This window comes from Cycloclasticus zancles 78-ME, assembly GCF_000442595.1.
In the GTDB taxonomy this organism is placed as follows: Bacteria; Pseudomonadota; Gammaproteobacteria; order Methylococcales; family Cycloclasticaceae; genus Cycloclasticus; species Cycloclasticus pugetii.
Genome location: NC_021917.1, coordinates 2,048,387 through 2,066,649, shown reverse-complemented (window position 1 = coordinate 2,066,649; position 18,263 = coordinate 2,048,387). Strand labels below are relative to the sequence as shown.

Here is an 18,263-nt window from a genome sequence, read left to right as displayed (position 1 = left end):
AACCAGCCTCCGAGGAGTACTATGGAATCAAATAAACGAAACTTAATTAATGCGTCAGTTGGTTTATTAAAAGGTTTTTTACAAAAAAAGTTGGAGAATGAGTTTGAGCAAAGCTTAAACGACCAGTTAGAGCAAATCAAGTTGCAAATATTTGATGGTAAAGGCAGTAAAAAATTGGATGATGCACTCACTGACATCAAAGTCTTTCAGAAGAAGTCGCAGCAAGTTTCGTCACGTTACATCGAAGAGGTCGTTAAAAATATATCAGGTTTTTCAAATGGAGGTAATGTAAATGTTCCTCGTGGGTTGATAGCAACGATTGAAGTGAAAGATTGGTCTAGTTTGCAATTAGTTGAAACAGATGACATTGAAAACCAATTATTACTTGATGAATATATATCTACTTGTACAAGTGATTTATCTGATGTCTTGTATGCTTTGAGGCACAGGGTTGGGTTTTTGATGAGCGTAAAAGAGCTTAAGGCAAGCGAAAACCCTTTTGGACCAGCTGTTTTACTAAATACGTTTACAGATTTAATGAGTACTGAGCTGTTTTCAAAAAAAGGCTTTGAGATCATTAATAGATCATTTTCACAAGCGGTCTTAAGTAATTTAGGTGATGTGCTTAAAGAGGTGAATGAGCTTTTTATTAAGGCTAATATTATGCCTAAGCTCCCTAAGCATAAGATTGCAAATCATGGCTCATTGAACATAAAAGATACACAGTCATTGACCCATGCAGATACGAAATCTTCAATGATAGGGCAAACTCAAATGCCAGAAATTCAAGGAGGGCACGTTGGAGTCGCCTCTTTAACATCAATGGGGATCGATCCAGTTATATATGCTGACTTAATAAAGATGGCGCAGTTACATCGGTCTCTACAGGGTGAAAATTTTGTGTCCGATGGTTTAACTGTATCTGGAAGTCAGTTGCCAACAACAAAGCTTATTGAGGTATTAACGAGCCTACAAAAAGAAGGTGCAAGGGAGGAAGTTGATTTATCTGAAAGTGTTCGATTACAAGTGGGTGAAAAAATCCAAGTTGACGGACAACGTCAACCGTATGCTGAACAAGATGACACGTTAATTGACGTTGTTGCAATGTTTTTTGATGTGATATTACAAGATCGGCAGTTGCCTGATACAGTTCGAGCGATGATTGCACAATTACAAATACCAATTTTAAAAGTTGCGATGATAGATAAGGACTTTTTTGCAAAAAAAAGCCATCCTGCTAGACAGTTTTTAAATGCGATGTCACAGGCAGGCCTAGGCGTCAGCGGAAATAACCAACAAATTAAAAGTTCGATCTTTGAGAAAATGGAAGAGTTGGTGATGCGGGTTTTGATGGAGTTCGATAATGATGTAGGTATATTTGTGGGGCTTTGCGATGAGCTTGGCGTTTTTATGGAGCAGCAGCAGCGCCAGGTTGATTTGTTAGAGGAGCGTTCTCGTAAAGCAACAAAAAGCTCTGAACAACTAGAGTTAACAAAACGTCAAGCCGCCTATGAAATTGCTTTGCGGATAAATGGTAAATCTATCCCTGAATTTGTTCAAATTTTCTTGGATGAGACATGGAAGGATGTGCTTGTGCTAGCTTTGTTAAGAAAAGAAAGGGAGCCGCAAGAAAGTCAACAATGTATTGATGTGATTGATAGGCTTGTGGTCAGTGTCGTTGAGCCAGTAGACTATGAAGCTAAAGAGTTGATTATTAATAGTTTGGCCAGATTACTGAAAGATATTAAAGTTGGACTGGAAAATATTTCATGTGACTTTCATCAATCAGCTACATTTTTTAAAGAATTAGAATCTTGGCATAAGCAACTTTTGGCGATGGGGCAGGGGGAGCCAAGCGATGTTGCTAGTGTCGAAAAGGTTGTAATGGTTGAGCTAAACGAGGAAATGTATGCCAGCCTAGAAGAGGACTTATTACAAGAGCTTGAAAGCAAAAAAGCACAAATGCCAAACGATAAATTCAGCAAGTTGGCATCTAAAATAGATGTTGGTGATTGGGTTGAGTATACGGGGGAAGATGGTGGTGTTTTACGTGCCAAATTGTCTTGGAAAAGTTCGGTTACTATGCAATGTCTTTTTGTGAATGATTGCGGCGTTAAAGCAATGGATATTAGTCTGGATGATTTAGCAGAAGCGTTTAGGCAAAAACGAATGACTATTATTGGTCAAGAAAGGGCGCCGCTAGTAGACAGGGTGTTAGCGGGAATGAAGAGCCTAATGACATCAAAAAGTGCTGAACCTGGCTTGGCATGAGATTCTTATTAGCATTAAATTATGTGATAATAAAGAGCCTCTAACAAAGAGGCTTTTTTTATTTTTCAGGTGAATGGATTTTTATGCTCGACCCCAAAATAATAGACGAAGATGTTTGTCGGTTTTTAGCAGAAGATGTTGGTAGTGGTGATTTAACCGCACTGGTCATTCCAGAAGATAAATTAGCTAAAGCAACTATTCTAACGCGTGAAGCCATGTTGGTATGTGGCCAAGCATGGGTGAATGCGGTTTTTAAAAAGCTGGATGAAAAGGTTGTCATCGATTGGCAGTTTAAAGAAGGCGAGCAGGCATATGCTGGTGATACCTTGTGTTACCTATCAGGCTCTGCACGGGCTTTATTAACAGGAGAACGCGCAGCGTTAAATATGTTGCAGACCTTATCGGCAACAGCGTCACTTGCTAAGCAATTTGCGAAAGCAGTTGAAGGTACGTCAGCGACCGTATTAGATACGCGTAAAACAATCCCTGGCTTACGGTTGGCGCAAAAGTATGCAGTTCGCTGTGGCGGAGCGTCTAATCATAGGGTTGGCTTGTACGATGGTATGTTGATAAAGGAAAATCATATTATGGCGGCTGGTTCAATTGCAAAAGCGGTCGCTGCTGCTCGTCTAAGCAGCTCGCTGGTTGATGTTGAGGTAGAGGTTGAAAACTTAGACGAGGTGAAACAAGCACTTGAAGCGAAAGCGGACATCTTGTTATTAGACAACTTCACTTTAGAGCAATTGCGTGAAGCGGTTGAGCTTAATAAAGGCGTTGCGAAACTAGAGGCGTCGGGTAATGTTAATTTATCGACTATCCGAGATATTGCTAAAACAGGTGTGGATTTTATTTCGGTAGGCGCGTTAACAAAAAATATTCAAGCTGTCGACTTATCAATGCGCGTGGACTTAGAAGCCTAAGCTAGTCATTAACCCTAGCGGCTAATACATCACAGGTTGCACCGTGTAGGACTGCATTAGCGGTAGAGCCGAGTAATAAACTAAGTCCACGTCGTCCATGACTTCCCACCACAATAAGGTCGCATGGCAGGTCTTTGCTGAGCTGATGAATCGTATCAGCGGGGCGGCCAATTTGGATTAATTGGTTTTCTTCTGCTAGGTCGATGGAAGCGGCGAGTTTACTGAGTTTCTTTTTTGCTGACGCTTCAATCTCATCTTGAACCGGTAATAAATCAGTTGAGATAGTCCCATCAAATGCCAAATGTGAGGACTCTACAAGGGGTTCAATAACATGAATAGCTGATAATTTGGCGTGGTTTTGTTGAGCAAGCTCGTGCGCTTTTTTTAAAACAAATAAGGAATGTTCGCTGAGGTCTAGGGCTACTAAAATATGTTGGTAAGTCGTCATGGTAATTCCTTACTGTTTGCTTCCTTACTGTAAGAATAAGGGTTAGTCATCTGGTTTGGCAAGCCATTTTATGCGTCTATTGGAAATACCTTATCCGGATTTAATAGATTTTTGGGGTCAAATTGAGCCTTAATTTTTTTCATAATGCCGATAGCTGTGGCTTCTAGTTCTAAATTAATATAATCACGTTTTTCAAGCCCGATACCGTGCTCGCCAGATAGGCTGCCATTAAGTTGTATGACTAATTCAAATACCTCGGCTAAACATTCTTTTGCTCTATCTAGCTGCTCAAGCTGAACGAGAAGATTAACATGAATGTTTCCATTTCCTGCATGACCAAAATTAACAATAGGGATTTGATAACGTTTAGATAGTGCCTGAAGGCCATTAATTAACTTAGGAATATGGCTAACGGGAACAACCACGTCTTCATTTATTTTTTTTGGAGCGACTTTTCGAAGTGATGGAGAAAGGGCTTTTCTAGCAGACCAAAGCTGTTTAACTTGTTCAGCTGTATGGGCAATATGAATGTCGATGAGGCCATCGACCGATGCACTCGCTGCGACTTTATCTGCAATGGCATCCAGCCCAAATTGATCACCATCAACCTCTATCATTAGTAAGGCTTGTGCATTATCAGGTAAATCTAATTGGGCGTCTTCTTTAACCAGTGAAATTGCGGTTCCATCCATAAACTCCAAGGCGCAAGGGGTGATTGGTTGTGCCATGATGCGTGCAATGGCATTAGCCGCGGCTTGAATAGAATCGTAAGTAGCTTGAAGTGTGCGTTTGCTTTCAGCCAAAGGTGTTAGTTTTAGGGTTGCTTGGCTAATAATGGCTAAGGTACCTTCAGAGCCAATAATGAGTCGAGTTAAGTCGTAGCCGACGACGCTTTTTGTGGTGTTTGCGCCGGTTTTTAAGGTTTCTCCACTGCCGGTAATACAGGTTAACCCTAATGTGTTCTCGCGTGGTGTGCCGTATTTCACAGCCCGTGGGCCAGCTGAGTTATAAGCAAGGTTTCCACCAACGGTGCAAATGCTTGCGCTGGTTGGGTCGGGAGGCCAAAAGAAACCATGTTCTGCCGCCGCTTGTTGAATGGCCTGATTAGTTACACCGGGTTCAACAATCATCATGCGGTTATCAGGGTCTATGCTGATGATATTATCCATTTTCTCGGTGGATAAGATAATGGCACCATTCGATGGTACGCTAGCACCTGTTGTGCCGGTTCCGCTGCCACGTGCAGTGATGGCTATATTATGAGTGTTACATAATAGGACGGTATCAATTATTTGTTGATGAGAGCTAGGGAAAACAACAGCAAGGGGTTCTTTGTGTCGTCGGCTGTTATCATAGCCGTAACTCCAACAGTCAGCGGGGTCTAAGAAAAGTGATTTTTCGTGATAAAGCCCGGTTAACTGCTGTAAAAAGTCGTCATTTTTTTTTCTCATTAGTCAGTAATTTCAAACAACTTCACTACACGTTGAACACCGCCTACCCGCCGAACTGTTTCAATGACAGGGGTTACTTCGTGCTGTTTTAGAATACCTAATAAATAAACGACACCGTTTTCAGAAACAATTTTGACGCGAGTGGGATCAAACCCTTTTATTTTATTAAGGCTAAATAAAGCAACTTTAGCTTTGCTGGTAATCAGGCCGTCACTGCTACGAGAGACTAAGGAACTTGGCGCAGCGATTAGAATTTCATTATGTACTTTTCGGACTTTTGGTATTTTGCGCAATCTATTTGCAATATCGTTGCGCAGGCTTTCTGTTGGTGCTTCACCGGTTAGCAATAAGATACCGTTATAGCAAGTAGCATTAACGTGTGTGTTTATACGAATATTATCTACGCCATATAAGACACCCAACGCTTTAAGTTCAATGGTTTGATCATCAATGACGGTGCCAGTGGTGCGTCTGTCATGAACAACGGCAGCGCCTGTGGTGGCGGTTCCAACAGCAACAGCTGCACAGCCTGATAATAAAACGATGGACAGTAAAGCGGGTACTATAAAAGCTTTTTTAAAAAACATGTTGTTTATCCGAATAATTGAAAGTCGATCAGGTCACAAAGACAATGGGTGATTAAAAGATGGACTTCTTGAATACGGGCCGTTGAGTTAGACGGTACCCTTAATTCAATGTCGCTATCTTGTAATAAATCATTAGCGGCTATCGTGCCGCCATCTTTACCAGTAATGACGATCACCAACATTTCTCGGTCATGCGCAGCACTGATGGCTGATACGATGTTCTTGGAGTTTCCGCTTGTTGTGTAGGCTAATAAAATATCGCCCGCTTGCCCCAGTGCACGTATTTGCTTAGAAAACACCTCGTCGTACGAATAATCGTTTGCAATGGAGGTTAGCGTTGAGGTGTCTGTGCTAAGTGCAATAGCTGGTAGGCTAGGGCGCTCACGTTCAAAACGATTAAGCATTTCAGAAGAAAAATGTTGCGCGTCCCCTGCCGACCCACCGTTACCGCAGGTTAGAACTTTGCCATTGTTAAGTAAGCTCTGGACAATAGCTTGGCCGGCTAATTCAATGGAGTTGGGAAGCGACTCTAAAGCGTCGTGTTTTGTTTGAATGCTATCGGTAAAGTGTTGATAGATTCTTTCTTGTAAACTCATGTTAGAACTCATCAAATGCGTTGGTAACCCATTGTATCTCATGCTGGCTAGAGGAGGGTGAAATTGCGATTACATCAAATCGAAAGTTTTGCTGGCCTGATGTGTTGGCAATGTAGTGTTGAGCACACTTTATAAGTTTAGCTTGTTTGCGTCGATCGACAGACAGTAAAGCGCCGCCAAATTTCGTTGAGGAACGGTAACGAACCTCAATAAAAACGGTGTAGTCATTGTCTTTCATAATTAAGTCAATTTCACCCAAGCGAGTACGATAGTTTCTTTGTATAAGAACAAGACCTTTTTGACGTAAAAATGTAAGTGCTAAGTTCTCGTTTTGTTGACCAAGAGCATTAGATGAGTCCATTAAAGGGGGGCAGTATTAACTTGTTCGGTGTGTTGAGGAGAAGGCACTACTGATTGCATATTCATCGTGCGCTCAAGGTGAGGTGCCAGGCCTAGTGATTTGACTTGACCGCGCTGGAATTGGCCGCAACTCAATTGCCTGTTAATGACGTTATTATTCATTGAAAGAATACCGGTTTTGCCATCAAGGCGAGCAAAATGGTTGGATTTCAAGTGTTCTAAATGTGGAATAAGTTGATACGCATCGTAACCAAAGGCAGTTAATCGACGGTGTAACCCACGAGTATTGGGCCATTGTTTTAGTGCCTGGTTGAGAGAGCTATTTTGTTGCTTATTAGGTTCGATAAGCCAGGGCATGTCACAGAAAAAAACGTCATCTAAATCACGGTTTGCCCCTTTGTTTTGCTCACCCTCGTAAATTTTGGAAGTACTAAAAACAGCAATGTCGGCAGCGCGGTGGAAACGTAATTGTGGCTTGATTAAGCGGCCTTCACGAGGGCTTGCCAATAAAAAGATAAAGTCTGCATCGTGACGACGTCTTTCTTCGAATTTGATGTTCAGGTTAAGGCGCTGACGAAGTTGTTTAAAGCGGTAAACACTGTCGTCAATTTGTAACAGGCTTTTAATGGCAGTGGAGTAGTCTGCTTGATTAGCTTCGTATGTTTGTACATCTAGAACTTGTCCACCAAGTTTTTGCCAAAGCGATGAAAAATGACCGGCTAATCGTTCGCCACTGTTTGATTGAGGCGTTAAAATTAATGCTTTTTGGTGCCCTTTTAGCCAAGCAAAACTAAGTATTTGCGTAATATCTTCTTCGGGTGACAACGAGAACTCAACGTAATGAGGGCTATGATGACTACCATTTTTATTGAGCCCAATAACAGGGATGGGTAAATCAGGTAATAAGGCTATTTTACTAAGGTTTATTTTGTCCAGTGGGCCAATAATGATGTTAACGCCATCGCTTATGGCTTGTTGATAAAGCGTTTCAACAGGTGTAGATGAGGTGTCGTAAAAATGAATATTCAGCGGCCATTTGTTGGCCATGGAGTATGCAGCAGCGGTGATACCTTTACGAACACTAAAAGCAGCCTGTGAGAAAGGGCCTTGGCTTGGAAGGAAAACGCCTACTTTATTGGGCGCTATGAAGTTTTCTTGGGACTGTTTGGCCATGGTTAGAAGAAATGAACCATTCGCGGCGTGTGTGGGGTATTGCTGTTTCCACGATTCAACATCAGAACTGTTTGGAATAAAGGTGACTTGTTGTTTTTTTATAATGGCAAGGTCTACCCAGCCAGCCATATTGTTGTCAGCTGTTGGTAATAAAGCACGTAGAGCGTGCTCGGACAATAAAGATAAAACATTCACTAAGTCCAATTGGTTATTGAGCTTGCTAGTAGGCTCATTTATGAGTGCATCTAATATAATGCGTTCGCGGGCACTTTCAATTAAATTACCAGCTTGGAAGAAAGCAGAGCTAGTCAGTGTGTGAAGATCAATGCGTTGTTCGTTGTTTAAATTAAGCTCACTTACGCTCATTAATACGCTAATAGCGTCTTCGGCTTTACCTTGCTCAAGTAAGAGTGTTGCGAGGGATAATTTATTATCACTGGTAAGCTGTGATGAACGTGTCAGTAAAGAGTCAATGAGCGAGTCAGCATTCGCTAGGTCGCCAGCATTAAAATAGGCCTCAATAGCAGATATTAGATATTGGTTTTTAAGAGGGGGCTGACTGTTTTTTGCCAGTTGTTTGAACAGCATTGCCGCACGAGAAAATTGTTGTTGAGACAAAGCTTCTTGGGCTTGAATTGCCAATGGGTTAGACTGTTCGACCGTGGGCGTTTCTATCGGTTCAAGAGCGCTACAATTTGCTAAAAGCAGTACGATAAACGCTATAACTACTAGTTTGAAAGGCGTAATTAAACTCTTTTTGTATGGACTCATAAACGAACGACTTAAACCGCAAAATTAAAAATGATCAAACCAGTGCTTAGTATCTTTTTCAGGGTCAACGATGTCAAACGATAAAGGCATACTTTATATTGTAGCCACACCTATTGGGAATTTATCCGATATCAGTTTACGTGCATTAGAAGTGCTTAAGACGGTTGATGTGATTGCCGCCGAGGACACGCGTAATAGCAAAGTCTTGTTGAATCACTACTCGATAAACACAGCGATGACGGCCTACCATGAGCATAACGAAAACAATAAGCGTCAGTTTTTATTAGAAAAGTTGAGCGCTGGCGAATCAATCGCGTTGATATCGGATGCGGGCACACCACTTATTAATGACCCGGGTTATTTCTTAGTTGAAGGGGTCAAGCAGGCTGGTTTTGAGGTGGTGCCAGTTCCCGGTGCTTGTGCGTTAATTGCGGCGCTTAGCTCATCTGGATTAGCAACAGATAGGTTTAGTTTCGAAGGCTTCTTGCCGCGAACATCGGCTGCGCGAAAAGCAATTTTTGAGATATATAAGGGTCGTCAAGGTACGCTCGTATTTTATGAATCGAGCCATCGCATTATTAAATGCATGGACGATATATTCGCTACGTATGACCCAACGCATAAGATATCGATTGCCCGTGAATTGACTAAAACATATGAAACAATTGCAACAGGGTCGGTTGCAGATATTTATCAATTACTTCAAGCAGATAGTAATATGCAGCGTGGTGAGTTTGTCGTATTGATAGAAGGCGTCAACAAAAAGCAGCATAAAAAGGATGAGCTGTCCGATGAAGACGTTAAGACCCTAGAAACTTTATTGCAAGAGTGTTCACTAAAAACGGCTGTTAAATTGGCAGTTCAATTGACCGGTCAGCCAAAGAAAGCGCTGTATAAAAGAGCACTTGAAATACAAGCTGATGATTAAAAAAAGGGCAAAAACCAGGGTGTGGTTATCCAGTTTTTGCTCAGGTTTAAAAAATTTATTTCCCTCGGCTGCGTAAAGACTGAACGGTGAAGTCCTTTAGTTTGACAGACGGGTCGTTGATTTTAGTTTTCATTTTGAGTGTCGTGCAGTGTTTAGCAGTAATATCAATCATTGAAATTAGTGTTGGAATGGCTACCCCTGAACCTTTGTTTTGCTCAAGGTGCTCGTCAGGGTGAGAAAAGGCACTAATACCTATACGCCAAATTTGACTGTTTCTATCATAATGGCGCCCGGCAATTGGAATATGTGTTTGAGCATCTATATAAAAGATACGTTTAGATAACGGATGATCGGTGAGTTTAGGCTCCGCCTGAAGAATATGAAGCTCTCTTAGTTGCCAAGGTACATTTGGGAAGCAGCCACCTTCTCCATGAAAGGTGCCAAATGTATAGTCATTCGAGCTTTCTGATTCAACATTTTTTATCAACGTACTGTGTTTATATATTGGAGCTAATAATTGCTGAGTTCCTAAGTAGCGCCATGTCATATCATTTATTCGGCCGTTGTAACCGAGAAAATCTTCTATCATGATATCGCTGCCTAAAAAAGCATCGGTTGTTTGTCCGGCAGGTAGTCGGCGAACACGCCGCTGAACGGAAAAGTACAGCCATGTTCTTTCACGTGCACTATCATCTTCTAATCGATGAACCAGTAATTGAGTGTTTTTTATATCAAAAGGTTCTTTTGCGAGAAGATAAATACCGTTAAAAATGTCAGCAGGGTTTTTAGGAAGGTTCGGTTTGGGCGGCATCAAAAGTCGGTGTTTATAGCGCATCGTTTTACCGATAAATGAAATACTTCTTTCAACTTTACCAGTTTTCATATTGATATAGTCCCAAATAAAAGGGTCAACAACTGAAGTATCACCACCATAAGAATAACGCATGTTCCACGCAAGTTTTAGTCCGGCCATAGGGTCATCAGTTGTTGGTTGTTCTGGAAAAGGTAAGCCCCCCTGATAGTTAATCATTTGACCTGTTTTTGAGTCGATTGAGACAGTTCCTTTATTTGCCTCAGTCAACGCTAAAAAAGAGGGGTTCGGGGACATATCAAACTGTTTGCCAATAGTTATTGAGAATGTGCCTTGTGTTATTAAATCTACAATAGGTTTATCTAAGTAAGGTGTAAACTTTTCAACATTTTGCTGATTAATGAGGTTCCCAGCAATTAGTGACGAATCGGCTTGGGCTGAAATAATGACACTGCTAAGTAATAAGGTTAATAATTGTTTCATTTGAAAGATTCTTCCCTAAATACGGTTACAAATTTTTGAGTGATAAGTTATGTAGTAATGTTATCTGCCGGTAAAGATAATTTAATGCATTAAAAATATTAGCTAATTCTAATAATTGAATCAATGTAAACTATCAAGAACCTTAATAATAGGTGTTTAAAATGATTTGGTGCATTCTTATTGCTTAACAAGGCTAAATAATAATTAATAAAATTGATCGAAGAGGTATTAGTTTGTACACTGCATGCGGAGTTGGCCAGGCAGTCGCTCTGCGCAAGCAGGGAGGAAAGTCCGGGCTTCATAGGGTAAAGTGCCAGGTAACGCCTGGGGGGCGTGAGCCTACGGATAGTGCAGCAGAAAGGAAACCGCCTAAGTCTACTGGTAGACCGGTAAGGGTGAAACGGTGCGGTAAGAGCGCACCGCGTGTACGGTAACGTATCACGGCGATGGTAAACCCCACTTGAAGCAAGACCAAATAGAGAAGTAGCAACGTAAGTTGCAACGTGTGGCCCACACGGCTTCTGGGTAGGTCGCTCGAGGTGCATAGTGATATGCATCCCAGATGAATGACTGTCCTCGACAGAACCCGGCTTATCGGCCAACTCCACTTACTTTTATAACGATTCTAACGCCTAAAAACAGCTCGCTTAAGTGCTAAAGGCATTGTTTTTTCATTGTTTGGCCTATGTTGCGTCGCGGTATTTTATGTAGTAAAATTCGCCTTAACGAACGTTAAGTAACCAGTTGGTAGATGAACGCACAAAGCAAAGAAATAAATACACGCATTAACATACTGGATAAGGCCACACCGTTATTTGCCGCTAAAGGCTATAACGGCGTTTCTATGCGTGAATTATCTAAATTGGTTGGCTTGAGTACCGCCGCAATTTACCATCACTTTCCCGATAAACACGCGCTATATTTTGAAGTGCTGAAACACTCATTTGTTGATAAGGCGACTGCCATAGCAGGCTCTGTTTCAAACACAGGGGCACCGCTAGAGCGACTTGAAAGTTTTATCGAGCGCTTTGCCTTGATGGTTAATGACGATCAAAACGTTAGGGCGTTAGTCATGTGGGAGTTGCTGGATGGGGATGAGGCGAGGTTGAAGTTAGTGGCTGAAGAAGTGCTATTAGAGCCCTTTAAAATGGTTCTAGCCTTGGTTCAGGATATTGCCCCTGAGGCTGACCATTACATGTTAACCGTCTCCAGTATTTGGTTGGTGCTATCGCACTCAGCTACCAGACCTATGTGTCAATACTTACCGGGATGGAAGACATCTTATAGTGACCCAAGTGTTATTTCGTCACACGTTATACAACTATTGAAAAACAATATTAATACCATCAATACAGTGGCCGATGAGAGGGGCCCTAATACATGAGTTTTTTGAAAAAGCAATTAACACTTATGCTGTCAATAGGTTTGCTGGTTAACCTATTAGGGTGTTCTGAGCAGCCTAAGGCTGAAAAAGCAGTGAAAGAACCTTGGGCACTGCAAACAGCACAGGTGCAAGTTGAGAGTCTACCAATAGTTTATCGAACAACAGGCTCTATTGTTTCAGATCATCGTGTTGATGTTGCCTCTAGAAGCACGGGCTATATTAAGAAAATCTTGGTGCGTGAAGGTGATTCGGTGACGACCGGACAAACATTAGTGGTATTGGATGGTGCGGATGTTGAAGGTGCTATTCGGCAAGTCACCGCGTTGGTGGATAAAGCAAAATCGGCATTAAAAGATGCGCAAACCGATCTGGAAAGCTTCCAAGCATTATTTGAGCGTGGCAGCGTGTCTGAAAACAAACTCAGAAAAGTACGATTGCAGCGGGATATCGCGCAAGACACATTACGCGAAGCTAAAGCAGCGCTACAAACAACTCAGGCGCAGCGTCAATATACTCAAATTACAAGTCCAGTTAGTGGTGTGGTAGTGGGGCGGCATAAACGTGAAGGAGATTTGGCAGCACCTGCTATACCTTTACTAACAGTTGAGTCAGCTGACGGTTTGTTATTTGAAACGTATATTGGCGAGGGACAGTTAAAAAATATCAGTCGAGGAGAAACTGTTGAGCTGGTTATTGATGCGCTTGATGAATCGCTTCATGGCGTTATTGCTCGAGTTGTTCCATCGGCTGATCCGTTAACGCGTAAATCACAAGTAAAAGTCTCGTTACCGGATAACAGTAAGCTACGGCCAGGGATGTTTGGGCGAGCTCATTTTAAAGTAGGCGTCAAGTCCTCGCCGGTTATTCGTGTTGAGTCCTTGATAAGCAGGGCGGGCTTAACCGGGGTATATATAGTTGACGAACAACAGCGCATTCATTTTCGCTGGCTACGCTTAGGGAAAACAACCCGCGGAAAAATTGAAGTATTAGTCGGTTTAACGGGTGGCGAGCAAATTGTATCAGCCCCGACTGAGCGGTTACGAGAGGGTGACTCTATTCAAGCAAGGGATGTAGTGGGTGAATAATAAGCGATTAAATCCGGCGGGATGGGTTGCCCATGCTTTCGTTACCTCCAAGTTAACCGTGTTATTTATGCTCAGCTGTGTATTGCTGGGTATTATCGCTATTTTGTTAACGCCTCGTGAGGAAAACCCGCAAATTGTGGTGCCGGGCGCCGAAATTTTTGTCAGCATGCCGGGTGCAACACCAAGCGAAATAGAAGAACTGGTGATCAATCCATTAGAAGGCATTATTCGAGAAATACCTGGTGTTGATCATACCTATGCAACCGCACTGAACTCTATGGGTGTGGTGAGTGTTCAGTTTAAAGTAGGGCTTGATAAGGAAGAATCGCTCGTGAAGCTTTACGACCGAGTTCTAGGAAAACAAGACCAATTACCTGCTGATGCTTCAGTTCCTTTAATTAGAAGTGTTGATGTTGATGATGTGCCAATTCTAACGGTTACCCTAGCCTCAGAAAAATATGATGATTATGCTTTAAAACGCCTAGCAGACCATATGGTAGACCGTTTACGTAGTTTAAATGAAGTGTCGGTTGCCTACGTTAAAGGAGGGCGAGACAGAGAGGTTCGGGTCGAACTTGATCCTGAAAGGTTGTTGGGTTTTGGTATTACGCTAGACCAAATGCAGGCAGCATTGCAAGCTGGTAATGTATCGGCCCCGGTTGGCACACAAGCAATTCAAGGAAAGGTTAGTAACCTCTACTTAGATGGGTTTTTAACGTCTGCTGAACAAGTCAAAAAACTAATAATAGGTAGCTTTAATCAACAAGCTATTTACATGGAAGATGTTGCAGACATCATTGATGGTCCTCGAGAAGAACGAGACAAACTTTCACGATTTGCTTATGGCCCAGCAGACCCAAGATTTGGTTCCACCGCTGCGGTAGAGATTCCCGCGGTTTCTATTGCCGTTGCAAAAAAAACCGGGACCAATGCGGTCTTCGTAGCGGATGATGTGCTAGATAGAATCGAGCGGATGAAAAACAGTTTTATTCCCGCCGGAGTAGAGGTCATTATTACGCGTAATGATGGCAAAAAGGCTGATGATGCGGTTAATAATTTAATTGAGCATCTGGGTATCGCTATCATTTCTGTTTTTGTTGTTATTGTGCTTTTTCTTGGGTTTAAAGAAGCGCTCATCGTTGGGATTAGTGTGCCTTTTATTTTGGCTTTAACACTGGGTTCTGACTATATATTTGGAATCACCATCAATAGAGTCACTTTGTTCGGTTTAATTCTCTCTTTAGGGTTATTAGTGGATTCTTCAATTGTGGTGATTGAGAATATTCATAGGCATTATAAAAGCTTATGGTTAAAGGATAAGGTGGATGTCACCGTTGAGGCCACTAACGAAATTGGGAACCCAACCAATTTAGCGACGTTTGCCGTTATGTTGGTGTTTGGTTCGTTGGTGGTGGTGACAGACATGGCAGGGCAATATTTTTTCCCCATCGCATTTAATGTGCCAATGGCTATGTTTGCGTCATTATTAGTGGCTTATATTGTTACACCTTGGGCTGCTAACCGTTGGCTCAAACCGGGTGAAGGGGAAGATTTAGAAACGCCTCATGACAATGATAAATTACATCAGTTTTACTACAACATTATTACGCCCTTATTAGCTCGTCGGCGTTATCGCTACATTACAATAGGCGTTATTGTCTTAGCTATTGTGTTATCCATGTTGCAACCAGCTTGGCAATTTATTCGCCCTGCGGGTGTGGGTGGCCCAGTGTCAGCGGGCGGTATTCCTTTAGTCTTTTTGCCGAAGGATAATAAAAACACCTTTAACATTACGATCGACATGCCTGAATTCACGCCGATAGAAGTGACCGATCAGATCACTCGCGAAGTGGGTGCTCTATTGCGTGAGCGTGATAACGTGCTTAATTATCAAAGTTGGGTTGGGCAAACGGGCGTTATTGATTTTAATGGCTTGTTAAAGGGAGCGGGTAATAAAAAAGGTCCATTTGTTGCTGAAGTGAGAGTGAATTTAACGGATAAAAAAACGCGAGATATGAGTTCTATTGATTTAGTTGCTCAGCTGCGTCCTGCAATGGAAAAAATTCAGCAACGTTACCCTGGCAGTGTTATTCAATTAGCAGAAGACTTACCCGGCCCGCCTTTACGGGCGACGGTTTTAGCTGAAATTTATGGTAAAGATCCTGAAAAGCTTCGTGAAATATCAGCCAAGGTGAGCAGGGTGTTTAAAGAGACTTACGGCGTTGTTGAGGTGCATGATTCTGAAGTGGCTGATGTGCCACAGTTTAGAGTGATTGTAGATAAAGAAAAAGCCGCTTTATCGGGTGTTTCAGTAGCGCAGGTTGTACAAGCATTAAGGCAAATGGTCAGTGGGACTGAGATGGGCCGTTTACATATTGCATCAGAAAAAAAGATTGTGCCAATACGCTTACATATTCCTTATCAATACCAGATAGACCCAACGCTTTTATCGAGTATTTATTTAACGAACAGACAAGGGCAAAGAATACCGCTATCTGAATTGACTCGAGTGGTTAACGATATTCAAGACCGGCCAATTTTGCATAAGGATTATGAGCGCGTGACATTTGTAGGTGCAGAACTGAGCGATACCACACCGGTGTATGCAGTGATGGATATAGATAAACGATTAGACAATCTGTCATTGGGTGAAGGAGAGGTGTTAACAACGGGTAATTTACAATTACAATCGGTTACCCCTGACACGATTGATGGATACCAATTGCTATGGGATGGCGAGATTCGTTTAACCTTAGATGTTTTTCGCGACATGTTAGGTGCGCTTGGTATTGCATTGGTTTTTATCTATCTTTTATTGGTCGGTTATTATGCCTCGTTTAAAATACCACTGATAGCCATGTCGGCTATTCCACTTGGGCTTATTGGCGTGTTTCCTGGGCACTGGATAGTTGGTGAACCTTTCACCTCAACGTCGATGATTGGAGTAATAGCATTAGCGGGTGTGGTGGTTCGTAACTCATTGTTAATTATTGATTTTGTAGTGGACTATATGAAAAAAGGTATGTCTGCACATGAAGCGGTTAGAGAGGCAGGGGCTGTTCGGTTACGGCCAATTTTATTGACAGCATTGGCGATTGTTTTGGGCTCTGCGGTGATGTTATCTGACCCTGTTTTTGGTGGGCTGGCGATCTCATTAATCTTCGGTACGATTGTGTCAACGGCGTTGACACTGGTTGTGGTGCCGATGTTGCTGTATTCAATGTTAACACGTCAGTCGCTTCATACTGGTTCAACAGGAGAAGACTAATGTTGTTTAAAAAGAACCAACTTTTTGCTCTTGTACTTTTGTTTGGCTGCGTGCTTCCCATGGCTTTAGAAGCAGAAACACTCGAGCAGGCATGGGATATTGCCATCAAGTATGACCATAGTCTTCAAGCGGTGCGTGAAAATACACAAGCTAGTCAATACCAGCTAGAGGCAGCAAAGGCAGCCCGTTTGCCTAATGTCACTGTTGGGGCAGGGTATAGCATGATGGAGAATGACCCAGAAGCAAAAGTAGATTTTGCGGGTGTATCAACACAATTCGCATTGGCTGAACGAGAAAGTTATTCGTACAAAGCGATGACGGTATTACCTATTTACACCGGTGGAAAAATTAGTCGTGGTATCGATGCGGCAACTTCTTCGTTAGAAGCTTCAAAAAAGTTTGAGGCGGGTAAAGTGCTAGACTTGAAGCTGAAAGTGGCTGAAGCCTACATCGCGGTGTTGCGATTAAGTAAAGCACTTGAGGTGGCAAATAGTCATGTGGTCAGCCTATCCTCGCATAAGGCAGATGTTGAAAACCTATATCAGCAGGGGATGGTATCAAGAAATGATTTATTAGCCGCGAAAGTTGCTTTGGCCGATGCAGTGCAGTCATCTATGCAGGTTGAAAATAGGCTTGATATTAGTCAATCTGCCTACAATCGTTTACTGGGGCGAGATTTTCAAACAGCAGTCTTATTGAAAGAATTAGAGCCGCAAAGAGTAGACCTTTCGTTGGATATGTTATTGGCTCAAGCGATTAAGCAACGTTACGAATTGCGTGTTTTAAAAGAACAAGCCGACGCACTTAAATCCAAAGCAAAGGCTGTTCGAGCAGGTAATGCGCCACAAGTTGCTTTAACGGGCGGTTATGATTTTCAAGAAAACGAGTATCAGGCACATGAGGGTCAATGGTTAGTAGGTGTCGGTGTGAAATGGACGTTGTTCGATGCAGGCCTAATTCGTCATCAATCGTCAGCAATGGCTCGTCAAGCGCGTTCACTTGAAAAACAATATTATGAAGTATTAAGCCTTGTTAAACTGCAAGTAAGGCAATATTGGCTAGACGTACAAGAAACACGTAAACGTCTTGGCGTAACCGAGCAATCTATTGATCAGGCAGAAGAAAACCTAAAGGTTAATCGTGATCGGTATGAGCATGGCTTATCAACCAATACCGATGTGCTTAGTGCCGAAGCACTACGGAAAAACAGCCAGAATAACCATGCAAATGCTGTTTATGATGCGGTCTTAGCAAGCATTAGGTTAAAAAGGGCTATCAGTGATTTATAAGCGCTCTATCAACTTACATAAAGAATTTTAATCAAGTATGGAACTATCGACCCCCGCCTTATTATTTCCCGCTATTTCATTGTTACTACTTGCCTATACGAATCGCTTTTTGGGCTTGGCAAACGTTATCCGCGGTTTACATCAGCAAATTAATGAGACGAATAAGCAGCTTATTGCACGTCAGATTATCAGTTTGCAGTTGCGTATAAAGTTAATCATCTGGATGCAAATTTTGGGGGTACTAAGCATTAGTTTTTGCGTAGCTGCGATGTTCCTATTATTTTTAGCGGCTGGTGATTTCGGTCAATGGGCTTTTACTATCAGTTTAGTACTCATGATGCTGTCGCTGGTTGTTTCACTATACGAGCTGATTATTTCAGGCCATGCACTTAATATAGAACTTGAAGATATCGATTGTTAGCCAATAAATGGTAGTCA

The 18,263-nt window shown here is 42.2% G+C and carries 15 protein-coding genes and 1 other RNA gene; 9 read left to right on the top strand and 7 right to left on the bottom strand.

Annotated features, from left to right (window positions below; translation table 11 throughout):
- Positions 1-21 precede the first annotated feature (21 nt).
- Both CYCME_RS09885 and nadC read left to right on the top strand, forming a co-directional pair.
- The gene (locus CYCME_RS09885; RefSeq protein ID WP_020932919.1) at positions 22-2,271 is read left to right on the top strand and encodes a DUF1631 family protein; all 2,250 of its coding nucleotides are present in this window, start codon (positions 22-24) and stop codon (positions 2,269-2,271) included.
- Positions 2,272-2,354: 83 nt separating this feature from the next.
- A complete protein-coding gene (gene nadC / locus CYCME_RS09880) occupies positions 2,355-3,191 on the top strand; it encodes a carboxylating nicotinate-nucleotide diphosphorylase (protein WP_020932918.1) in 837 nt (278 codons plus the stop codon).
- Position 3,192: 1 nt separating this feature from the next.
- Here nadC and CYCME_RS09875 read toward each other — a convergent pair whose 3' ends face one another.
- The 6 genes from CYCME_RS09875 to CYCME_RS09850 form a co-directional block, all read right to left on the bottom strand.
- Positions 3,193-3,639, bottom strand: coding sequence for a universal stress protein (locus tag CYCME_RS09875; protein ID WP_015005384.1), 447 nt, complete (start codon positions 3,637-3,639; stop codon positions 3,193-3,195).
- Between the two features lie 68 nt (positions 3,640-3,707).
- A complete protein-coding gene (locus CYCME_RS09870) occupies positions 3,708-5,090 on the bottom strand; it encodes an FAD-binding oxidoreductase (RefSeq protein ID WP_020932917.1) in 1,383 nt (460 codons plus the stop codon).
- Positions 5,090-5,677, bottom strand: a complete 588-nt coding sequence (locus CYCME_RS09865; RefSeq protein WP_020161877.1) for a BON domain-containing protein — start codon at positions 5,675-5,677, stop codon at positions 5,090-5,092. The genes CYCME_RS09870 and CYCME_RS09865 overlap by 1 nt, the downstream gene beginning before the upstream one ends.
- A 5-nt stretch (positions 5,678-5,682) precedes the next feature.
- Positions 5,683-6,273 (bottom strand): phosphoheptose isomerase, encoded by a 591-nt coding sequence (locus tag CYCME_RS09860; protein ID WP_015005387.1) that lies wholly within the window; start codon positions 6,271-6,273, stop codon positions 5,683-5,685.
- Between the two features lies 1 nt (position 6,274).
- Positions 6,275-6,634 (bottom strand): YraN family protein, encoded by a 360-nt coding sequence (locus tag CYCME_RS09855; RefSeq protein ID WP_020932916.1) that lies wholly within the window; start codon positions 6,632-6,634, stop codon positions 6,275-6,277.
- Positions 6,634-8,577: a penicillin-binding protein activator gene (locus CYCME_RS09850; protein WP_020932915.1), complete on the bottom strand. Its 1,944-nt coding sequence runs from the start codon at positions 8,575-8,577 to the stop codon at positions 6,634-6,636. Before CYCME_RS09850 ends, CYCME_RS09855 begins: the two co-directional genes overlap by 1 nt.
- A gap of 70 nt (positions 8,578-8,647) precedes the next feature.
- Between CYCME_RS09850 and rsmI the strand changes: the two genes are divergently transcribed.
- On the top strand, positions 8,648-9,505 hold the full coding sequence (gene rsmI, locus CYCME_RS09845; RefSeq protein WP_020932914.1) for a 16S rRNA (cytidine(1402)-2'-O)-methyltransferase: 858 nt from the start codon (positions 8,648-8,650) through the stop codon (positions 9,503-9,505).
- Between the two features lie 55 nt (positions 9,506-9,560).
- Here the strand turns inward: rsmI and CYCME_RS09840 are convergent, their stop codons facing one another.
- Positions 9,561-10,799, bottom strand: coding sequence for a DUF1329 domain-containing protein (locus tag CYCME_RS09840; protein WP_020932913.1), 1,239 nt, complete (start codon positions 10,797-10,799; stop codon positions 9,561-9,563).
- A 248-nt stretch (positions 10,800-11,047) separates the two neighbouring features.
- Between CYCME_RS09840 and rnpB the strand changes: the two genes are divergently transcribed.
- The 6 genes from rnpB to CYCME_RS09815 all read left to right on the top strand — a co-directional run bounded on the left by rnpB (position 11,048) and on the right by CYCME_RS09815 (position 18,246).
- Positions 11,048-11,409: RNase P RNA component class A (gene rnpB / locus CYCME_RS12835), an RNA gene on the top strand.
- Positions 11,410-11,550: 141 nt separating this feature from the next.
- The gene (locus CYCME_RS09835) at positions 11,551-12,183 is read left to right on the top strand and encodes a TetR/AcrR family transcriptional regulator (RefSeq protein WP_015005392.1); all 633 of its coding nucleotides are present in this window, start codon (positions 11,551-11,553) and stop codon (positions 12,181-12,183) included.
- Entirely contained in the window at positions 12,180-13,268 is a 1,089-nt protein-coding gene (locus tag CYCME_RS09830) for an efflux RND transporter periplasmic adaptor subunit (protein WP_015005393.1), read from the top strand. The genes CYCME_RS09835 and CYCME_RS09830 overlap by 4 nt, the downstream gene beginning before the upstream one ends.
- Positions 13,261-16,536 carry an efflux RND transporter permease subunit gene (locus tag CYCME_RS09825; RefSeq protein WP_020932910.1) on the top strand — a complete coding sequence of 1,092 codons (3,276 nt, stop codon included), beginning with the start codon at positions 13,261-13,263 and terminating at the stop codon, positions 16,534-16,536. The genes CYCME_RS09830 and CYCME_RS09825 overlap by 8 nt, the downstream gene beginning before the upstream one ends.
- A complete protein-coding gene (locus tag CYCME_RS09820; protein ID WP_020932909.1) occupies positions 16,536-17,825 on the top strand; it encodes a TolC family protein in 1,290 nt (429 codons plus the stop codon). Before CYCME_RS09825 ends, CYCME_RS09820 begins: the two co-directional genes overlap by 1 nt.
- Positions 17,826-17,862: 37 nt before the next feature.
- Entirely contained in the window at positions 17,863-18,246 is a 384-nt protein-coding gene (locus tag CYCME_RS09815) for a DUF2721 domain-containing protein (protein WP_015005396.1), read from the top strand.
- Positions 18,247-18,263 lie beyond the last annotated feature (17 nt).

Coding starts and splice junctions, on each gene's coding strand:
- CYCME_RS09885 (WP_020932919.1), top strand. CDS start 22: ATGGAATCAAATAAACGAAACTTAATTAATGCGTCAGTTGGTTTATTA.
- nadC (WP_020932918.1), top strand. CDS start 2,355: ATGCTCGACCCCAAAATAATAGACGAAGATGTTTGTCGGTTTTTAGCA.
- CYCME_RS09875 (WP_015005384.1), bottom strand. CDS start 3,639: ATGACGACTTACCAACATATTTTAGTAGCCCTAGACCTCAGCGAACAT.
- CYCME_RS09870 (WP_020932917.1), bottom strand. CDS start 5,090: ATGAGAAAAAAAAATGACGACTTTTTACAGCAGTTAACCGGGCTTTAT.
- CYCME_RS09865 (WP_020161877.1), bottom strand. CDS start 5,677: ATGTTTTTTAAAAAAGCTTTTATAGTACCCGCTTTACTGTCCATCGTT.
- CYCME_RS09860 (WP_015005387.1), bottom strand. CDS start 6,273: ATGAGTTTACAAGAAAGAATCTATCAACACTTTACCGATAGCATTCAA.
- CYCME_RS09855 (WP_020932916.1), bottom strand. CDS start 6,634: ATGGACTCATCTAATGCTCTTGGTCAACAAAACGAGAACTTAGCACTT.
- CYCME_RS09850 (WP_020932915.1), bottom strand. CDS start 8,577: ATGAGTCCATACAAAAAGAGTTTAATTACGCCTTTCAAACTAGTAGTT.
- rsmI (WP_020932914.1), top strand. CDS start 8,648: ATGTCAAACGATAAAGGCATACTTTATATTGTAGCCACACCTATTGGG.
- CYCME_RS09840 (WP_020932913.1), bottom strand. CDS start 10,799: ATGAAACAATTATTAACCTTATTACTTAGCAGTGTCATTATTTCAGCC.
- CYCME_RS09835 (WP_015005392.1), top strand. CDS start 11,551: ATGAACGCACAAAGCAAAGAAATAAATACACGCATTAACATACTGGAT.
- CYCME_RS09830 (WP_015005393.1), top strand. CDS start 12,180: ATGAGTTTTTTGAAAAAGCAATTAACACTTATGCTGTCAATAGGTTTG.
- CYCME_RS09820 (WP_020932909.1), top strand. CDS start 16,536: ATGTTGTTTAAAAAGAACCAACTTTTTGCTCTTGTACTTTTGTTTGGC.
- CYCME_RS09815 (WP_015005396.1), top strand. CDS start 17,863: ATGGAACTATCGACCCCCGCCTTATTATTTCCCGCTATTTCATTGTTA.